Below are 6,442 nucleotides of genomic sequence, written 5' to 3' on the forward strand. Positions count from 1 at the left end.
GCCGCGCTGCCGGACTGAGCACGGCAGGCCGAGCAGGCGGAAGCGCGCGCGTCGGCCAGCGCCTTCAGATCGGCCGGCTTCAATTCGACCGATTCGCCGCAGCCGCAGGCCGAGCTCTGGTTCGGGTTCTTGAAGGTGAAGCCGGTGCGCAGCGTCGTCTGCTCGAAATCCATCTCGGTGCCGAACAGGAAGAGCGCTGCTTCCGGCGCGACATAGACATGGGCGCCGTCGCGCTCGATATGATCGTCCTTGGTGTTCGGCTCGGTCACCAGATCGACCGTGTATTCCATGCCGGCGCAGCCGCCCTTCTTGATGCCGAGGCGGATGCCGTGCGCATTGTCGCGGGTGGCGACGATCTCGCGCACCCGGTCGGCGGCCTTTTCGGTCATCGTGATGACGGCGAAGCGTCCCATGTCATTCTCCACGTTCGCGCGGGTTCAAGGCCCGTGGAATGAGTCTGCCCTTAAGATGGTGAACTTTCGCCTTCGCTGCAAGTCATCCAATCTTTTCAAGCCGATGCCAGAGCAATTCCAGGAAAAGTGCGTCGCGGTTTTCCGTCCGGAATTGCGTCATCACATTTAGTACCAGCCGACCGCGACCTGCGCCTCTTCCGACATGCGGTCGGGCGTCCATGGCGGATCGAAGACCATGCTGACCTCGACGCCGGAGACACCTTCCACGGCGCCGACGGCGTTCTCGACCCAGCCCGGCATCTCGCCTGCCACCGGGCAGCCCGGCGCGGTCAGGGTCATGTCGATCTTGACCGAGCGGTCGTCCTCGATGTCGATCTTGTAGACGAGGCCGAGCTCGTAGATGTCGGCGGGGATTTCCGGGTCGTAGACCGTCTTCAGCGCCGAGACGATGTCGTCGGTCAGCCGCGCCAGCTCATCGGCGGGAATCGTCGAAGCCGAAACCACGCCGTCCGCGGCCGTTTCCGGAGCAGTCTCTGCGGTGGTGCTCGCATCTTCCATGGTCGTCACCCGAAGAACTTTCGCGCCTTTTCCAGCGCCTCGGCCAAAGCATCGACCTCGGCCCTGGTATTATACATGCCGAACGATGCCCTGCATGTGGAGGTCACGCCGAAGCGTTTCAACAGCGGCTGGGCGCAATGGGTGCCGGCACGCACTGCCACGCCCTGCCGGTCGATCACCATCGACACGTCATGGGCATGTATGCCCTGCAATTCGAACGAGATGATGGCGCCCTTGCCCGGCGCGTCACCGAAGATGCGCAGCGAATTGATGGCGCGCAGCCGCTCATGGGCATAGTCCTTGAGATCCGCCTCGTGCGCGGCGATGCGCTCGCGGCCGACCTTTTCCATATATTCGAGCGCGGCACCCAGCCCGATCGCCTGCACGATCGGCGGCGTGCCGGCCTCGAAACGATGCGGCGGCTCGTTGTAGGTGACGATGTCCTCGGTCACTTCCTCGATCATCTCGCCGCCGCCCATGAACGGGCGCATGCCGGCGAGAATGTCCTTCTTGCCGTAAAGCACGCCGATGCCGGACGGGCCGTAGACCTTGTGGCCGGTGAAGACGAAGAAATCGCAGTCGAGGTCCTGCACGTCGATCGGCATATGGACCGCGCTCTGGCTGCCGTCCACGAGCACGGGAATGCCCCGCGCATGCGCGATGCGCACGATCTCCTTGATCGGAGTCACCGTGCCCAGCGCGTTCGACATCTGGGTGATGGCGACGAGCTTCGTGCGCGAAGTCAGCCGCTTTTCGAATTCCTCGATGTGGAAGGCGCCGAGATCGTCGACCGGCACCCAGACCAGCTTGGCGCCCTGCCTCTCGCGGATGAAATGCCACGGCACGATGTTGGAGTGGTGCTCCATGATCGACAGCACGATCTCGTCGCCTTCGCCGATATTGGGCATGCCATAGCCATAGGCGACCGTGTTGATCGCCGCGGTGGTGTTGGAGGTGAAGACGATGTTGTCGGTGCTCGGTGCGTTCAGAAACCTCTGCACTGACTTCCGCGCGCTCTCATAGGCGTCGGTCGCGGCATTCGACAGGAAATGCAGGCCGCGATGGACGTTGGCGTATTCCTGGCTATAGGCGTGCTGGATGGCGTCGAGCACGGCTTTAGGCTTCTGCGCCGAGGCGCCATTGTCGAGGTAGACCAGCGGCTTGCCGTAGACTTCGCGCGACAGGATCGGGAAATCGCGGCGGATGGCCTCGACGTCGTAGGGGGTGGATTCGACTTTCTGGTCCATCACAAGCTCTTCCGAGGCACCGCCTCACTCCGTCCAGCACCCCGCTCGGCGCTGCACGCCGATCCACCTTTTCCCGCAAGGGGAGAAGACAGGCGCTTACCCGTGCGTCAAAAACCACTCGTCGAGGCGCGCTTCCAGCGCCTCGACAAGAGCCTCGTCTTCCAGTTCCTCGATCACTTCGGCGACGAAGGCCTTCACCAGCAGGCCGCGCGCGCTCTTCTCGTCGATGCCGCGCGCCATCAGGTAGAACAGATGGTCGTGGTCGATCTCGGTGACGGTCGCGCCATGGCCGCAAACGACGTCGTCGGCGAAGATCTCGAGCTCGGGCTTTGTCGAGAACTCGCCGTCGTCCGACAGCAGCAGCGTGTTGCAGGCCATCTTGGCGTTGGTCTTCTGCGCGTATTGATGCACGTTGATGCGGCCCTGGAAGACGCCGCGCGCCTTGCCGGTCACCACGTTGCGGATCACTTCCGTCGAGGTGGTGTGCGGCACGGCATGGTCGAGCACCATGGTGGTGTCGGTATGGGTGTCGCCGGCCAGAAGGTTGATGCCGCGCAATTTGAAATCGGCGCCCTCGCCGGTCGTGCGCACCACGACCTCCTGGCGCACCAGCCTGCCGCCGGCATTCATGACGAACAGCGTCAGTTTCGCGTCCTTGCCGATATGCGCCTTGAACTGGGCAAGATGCGTGGCGGCATCGGATTGCTCCTGCACGATCAGCCAGGTCACCTCGGCGCCGTCGCCGAGCACGAGCTGGCTGACGGAGCTGGCGAGGCCAGCGCCCTCGCCCGACTGGCGTTCGACGATGGTCGCCCTGGCGCTGGCGCCGACGCGCGTCAGCAGCCGTACATGCGCCTGGCCGCCGGATTGCAGGTTCTGCAGTTCGATCGGCTTTGCCAGTTCGGCGCCGTCGGCGATGTCGACGAAATAGCCATCGGCGACGAACGCTGTATTCAGCGCGCCGATGGCGTCATCGGCGCCATAGGGGTCGAGCCCGGGCGCCACGCTGCCGTCGGTCAGCTTCTCCAACAGGCGCTGTACCGTGACGCCATCGATCTCGGGAAATTTCGCATTCGAGACGCCGTTCAGCACCGGCAGCACGGCCGAACCCTCGAAGACCGGCTCAAGCGCCTTCACCGCACCTTCGGCCTCGAAGGCCGGCACCGAAGTCAGCAGGCGGCGCAGGTCGGTATAGTGCCAGGATTCGACGCGCCGCGTCGGCAGGCCATGCTTGATCGCCTCGATCGCGTCGTCGCGCTTGGTCATCACCGCGCCGTCGCCCGGCAGCAGCGAAAGCCGCTCGCCGAAGGCATCGATCAGCGCCGTTTCGGCCAGGGTCCGCTGGGGCTGTGCGTGCATGTTCATCGCTCTCGCCTCGCCTGCTCGCATCTCACGCGGCTTCGCCGATCACGCCGGCATAGCCATTGGCCTCGAGGTCGAGCGCCAGCGACTTGTCGCCCGACTTGATCACCTGGCCCTTGTAGAGCACGTGCACCGAGTCCGGCACGATGTGCTCCAGCAGGCGCTGGTAGTGGGTGATGACGACGATGGCGCGCTCCGGCGAACGCAGCGCATTGACGCCATCGGAGACAATCTTCAGCGCGTCGATGTCGAGGCCGGAATCGGTCTCGTCGAGCACGCAGAGCTTTGGCTCGAGCAGCTTCATCTGCAGGATCTCGGCCCGCTTCTTCTCGCCGCCGGAGAAGCCGACATTGAGCGGCCGCTTCAGCATCGCCATGTCCATGTTGAGCGAGGCGGCGGCGTCCTTCACGCGCTTCAAGAATTCCGGGATCTTCAGCGGCTCCTCGCCGCGCGCCTTGCGCTGCTCGTTCATCGCCACTTTCAGAAATTCCATGGTCGCGACGCCCGGTATCTCCATCGGATACTGGAAAGCGAGGAAGATGCCGGCGGTGGCGCGCTCGGCCGGGTCCATTTCGAGGATCGACTGGCCGTTGTAGAGGATGTCACCCTCGGTGACCTCATAGTCCTCGCGCCCGGCGAGGATATAGGACAGCGTCGACTTGCCGGACCCGTTCGGGCCCATGATAGCGGCGACCTCGCCGGCCTGCACCGTCAGGTTCAGGCCGCGGATGATCTCGGTGCCGTCATCGACGATGCGGGCATGGAGGTTTCTGATTTCAAGCATTCTTGTTCGTCCTATCCGTAGCCGCCTGCCCGGCTAAATCCGATTTATCAACTGCTTCAAGGCTTCCAAAAGCCCCTGCCAAAAGCCAGCCGGCGAATAGGCCGCGACAAGCAACGCAACACCCGCGGCGCCCAAACACAACGCCAGTTGCAGTCTCGTTTCCCAGCTGTCCATTCGATCCCGCAGATAGACATGCTTTTCTGCGGATTCGCGTTTGGGCGCCTTTGTCACCCCACACTTCCCTCGAGGCTGATGCCGATCAGCTTCTGCGCCTCGACGGCGAATTCCATCGGCAGCTGCTGGATGACGTCCTTGACGAAGCCGTTGACGATCAGCGCGATCGCCTCTTCCTCGGGGATGCCGCGCTGCATGACGTAGAACTTCTGGTCCTCGGAGATCTTCGACGTCGTCGCCTCGTGCTCAAACTGGGCCGTCGAGTTCTTGGCTTCCATGTACGGCACGGTGTGCGCGCCGCACTGGTCGCCGATCAGAAGCGAGTCGCAGTTGGTGAAGTTGCGGGCGTTGGTCGCCTTGCGGTGCGCCGAGACCTGGCCGCGATAGGTGTTCTGCGAGAAGCCGGCGGCGATGCCCTTGGAGATGATGCGGCTCGACGTGTTCTTGCCGAGATGGATCATCTTGGTGCCGCTATCGACCTGCTGGTAGCCGTTCGAGACCGCGATCGAATAGAACTCGCCGCTGGAATCGTCGCCGCGCAGGATGCAGCTCGGATATTTCCAGGTGATCGCCGAACCGGTCTCGACCTGCGTCCACGAGATCTTCGAGCGGTCGCCGCGGCAGTCGCCACGCTTGGTGACGAAATTGTAGATGCCGCCCTTGCCCTCGGCGTCGCCGGGGTACCAGTTCTGCACCGTCGAATATTTGATCTCGGCATCGTCGAGAGCGACCAGCTCGACCACCGCGGCGTGCAGCTGGTTCTCGTCGCGCTGCGGCGCCGTGCAGCCTTCGAGATAGGAGACATAAGCCCCCTCCTCGGCGATGATCAGCGTGCGCTCGAACTGGCCGGTGTTCTTCTCGTTGATGCGGAAATAGGTCGAGAGCTCCATTGGGCACCGCACGCCCTTGGGCACGAAGACGAAGGACCCGTCGGTGAACACGGCCGAGTTCAACGTGGCGTAGAAATTATCCGAGGTCGGCACGACCGAGCCGAGATACTTCTTCACCAGTTCCGGATGCTCCCGGATCGCTTCCGAGATCGAGCAGAAGATGACGCCGGCCTCGGCTAGTTCCTTCTTGAAGGTGGTGACGACGGAGACGGAATCGAACACGGCGTCGACTGCCACGCGGCCCGACTTGTAGACATTGTCGTTGGCTTCCTCGAGCTCCGAGGCATCCGTCTTCTGCACGCCGGCGAGAATCTCCTGCTCCTTCAGCGGGATGCCGAGCTTCTCGTAAACCTTCAGGATCTCGGGATCGACTTCGCTGAGCGAGGTCGGACCAGGGGTGCTCTTCGGCGCCGCGTAGTAATAGATGTCCTGGAAGTCGATCTTGGGATAGTCGACGCGCGCCCAGGTCGGCTCTTCCAAGGTCAGCCAGCGGCGATAGGCCTCCAGACGCCATTCCAGCATCCAGTCCGGCTCGCCCTTCTTTTCAGAGATGAAGCGAATGATGTCTTCGCTCAGGCCCTTGGGGGCCTTGTCCATCGCGATCTCTGTCTGGAATCCGTATTTATACTGGTCGACGTCGATCTTTCGAACCCGATCGATCGTCTCCTGCACAGCAGGCATAAGCGTTCTCCATCCACGCCGGGGTCAAGGCCCGACAGTTTTCAAACTATGGCACCACCAGTTGGCCACGCATGGGCGGGCCGGGGCGGCGTAAGTTCCATATAGTGCGTCCCGACCGGGAATTCACCCGGCCAATTGAAACGCACGGCTCTACCAGGCCCGGAGGCCCGAATTCCCTTTCGTCGCGCTCAGGCGGCCTTTTCGCCGCCGGCACGACGCCCGGCAATGCCGGCGAGTGCTGCGCGGAACAGCTCGATATCCTCGACCGCCGTCGCGTGGCCGATGGACACGCGCAAGGCACCCAGGCTGTCGCCAAATCCCATGGCCTTGAGC

At 63.2% G+C, this 6,442-nt stretch carries 7 protein-coding genes and 1 pseudogene; all 8 read right to left on the bottom strand.

Annotated features, from left to right (window positions below; genetic code table 11):
* Positions 1–413, bottom strand: a 413-nt coding sequence (gene sufA / locus EN780_RS24845; protein WP_128275598.1) for a Fe-S cluster assembly scaffold SufA, incomplete at its 3' end; no start/stop codon positions are given.
* Between the two features lie 165 nt (positions 414–578).
* Entirely contained in the window at positions 579–971 is a 393-nt protein-coding gene (locus EN780_RS24850; protein WP_128275599.1) for an SUF system Fe-S cluster assembly protein, read from the bottom strand.
* Between the two features lie 5 nt (positions 972–976).
* Complete coding sequence (locus EN780_RS24855) at positions 977–2,218, bottom strand: cysteine desulfurase (RefSeq protein ID WP_128275600.1); 1,242 nt, start codon at positions 2,216–2,218, stop codon at positions 977–979.
* A 96-nt stretch (positions 2,219–2,314) separates the two neighbouring features.
* Positions 2,315–3,583 carry a Fe-S cluster assembly protein SufD gene (sufD, locus tag EN780_RS24860; protein WP_128275601.1) on the bottom strand — a complete coding sequence of 423 codons (1,269 nt, stop codon included), beginning with the start codon at positions 3,581–3,583 and terminating at the stop codon, positions 2,315–2,317.
* A gap of 25 nt (positions 3,584–3,608) precedes the next feature.
* The gene (sufC, locus tag EN780_RS24865; RefSeq protein ID WP_127282355.1) at positions 3,609–4,364 is read right to left on the bottom strand and encodes a Fe-S cluster assembly ATPase SufC; all 756 of its coding nucleotides are present in this window, start codon (positions 4,362–4,364) and stop codon (positions 3,609–3,611) included.
* Between the two features lie 33 nt (positions 4,365–4,397).
* Positions 4,398–4,595, bottom strand: a complete 198-nt coding sequence (locus tag EN780_RS24870) for a hypothetical protein (protein WP_128275602.1) — start codon at positions 4,593–4,595, stop codon at positions 4,398–4,400.
* Positions 4,592–6,109: a Fe-S cluster assembly protein SufB gene (gene sufB / locus EN780_RS24875; protein ID WP_127311204.1), complete on the bottom strand. Its 1,518-nt coding sequence runs from the start codon at positions 6,107–6,109 to the stop codon at positions 4,592–4,594. The genes EN780_RS24870 and sufB overlap by 4 nt, the downstream gene beginning before the upstream one ends.
* Positions 6,110–6,297: 188 nt before the next feature.
* Positions 6,298–6,442: pseudogene (locus tag EN780_RS40785) on the bottom strand (cysteine desulfurase); the annotation flags it as partial.

Origin of the sequence: Mesorhizobium sp. M4B.F.Ca.ET.089.01.1.1, from assembly GCF_004022605.1 — a bacterium.
In the GTDB taxonomy this organism is placed as follows: domain Bacteria; phylum Pseudomonadota; class Alphaproteobacteria; order Rhizobiales; family Rhizobiaceae; genus Mesorhizobium; species Mesorhizobium abyssinicae.